At 69.2% G+C, this 1,208-nt stretch carries 1 protein-coding gene; it reads right to left on the reverse strand.

Translation table 11 applies throughout. The features are described 5' to 3' along the window. Window positions 1-34: 34 nt before the first annotated feature. Window positions 35-778 (reverse strand): hypothetical protein, encoded by a 744-nt coding sequence (locus AB4880_RS21905; RefSeq protein ID WP_367921337.1) that lies wholly within the window; start codon window positions 776-778, stop codon window positions 35-37. Window positions 779-1,208 lie beyond the last annotated feature (430 nt).

Here is a 1,208-nt window from a genome sequence, read left to right on the forward strand (position 1 = left end):
GGGCCTCGTTGCTGGTGGCTCGGACCCGGGTGGGTCAGAGCACGTGGGTCAGGCCCAGCTTGTCGAGCAGCACCTGGAGGCCGGTCTGGTCGATGACGCCGGTCAGGCCGAGCTGGTCGACGAGACCGCCGAGGCCCAGGGTGGTGAGCAGGCCGCGGACGATGTCGAGCAGGTCCTGCGGCGAGGTCGGGGCACCGCCCGGAAGGCCGCCGTTGAGGGCGTCGCAGAGCGGCTGGGCCTGCGGGACCTGGGCGCACAGCAGGTCGGCCGGGTTGGCCGTCGAGCCGCCGGGGATGAGGCCGGCGAGCGCGTCGCACAGCGCCTGCGGGAGGCCCGCGTCGCACAGCGCCTGGATCGGGCTCGCGGAACCGGTGGTCGGCGTACCGGCCTTGCAGCGGGCCAGGGCGTCGGCGGTGTAGCTGCGGGTCACCGCGGAGCGGTCACGGTAGGAGCGCTTGGCCTTGAGCGACTTCTTCGCCTTCTTGAGCCGCTTCTTGAGCTTCTTGGCCTGCTTCGCGTGGTGCGCGCGCTGCGCCTTGTGCAGCTTCTTCTTGAGCTTCTTGACCTTCGCCTTGGCCTTCGCGACGTCGGCGTTCGCCTTGGTGTAGTTGGCGTTGGCCTTCGCATTGGCCGCCTCCTGCGAGCTGCAGTCGGGCGTGGCCGCCGCCTGCGTAGCCACGTCGGTCGTGGCGGTGGCGCCGGCGATCGGAGCCGACGCGAAGGTGAGGCCGAGCGCAACCGCCAGGCCGAGGATCATCTTGATTAGGGCGCGCGACATCGCGTTCCTTCCCCCCAGAAGTTGTGTTCGCCGCCCCACTGCTCTCCCTGGCGACGAACGCTGACATCGCAGTCAACGGTGCCTGCGACGCCGCGTTACGGCCGGGTTCAGGAATCTGTGTCGCGCACCAGGAAGTCGGGCAACTTGCGGTGAACGCGATGCCGCTTTCGTCGCGACCTCGGTGACGCGCAGCTCAACCCGGGCAGGACTTCTACCCGGGCACGTTCTTCCACCTGGGCACGTTCTTCCACCTGTCGGTCCCCGGCCTGCCCCTGGCCAGAAACCATCCACAACCCATGTTTCTCCGGGGCTTTGTACACAGGCTGCCGCTTCTAGATCGGCGGGGTCGGGAGGTGGTGTTGGGATGGCGGCATGGCTCAGGCGACCGCTCCCGACACCGGCATCAGCACGATGCTGGCCTCGCTGCGCG

Origin of the sequence: Nocardioides ginsengisoli (assembly GCF_039537225.1) — a bacterium.
Lineage (GTDB): Bacteria > Actinomycetota > Actinomycetes > Propionibacteriales > Nocardioidaceae > Nocardioides > Nocardioides ginsengisoli.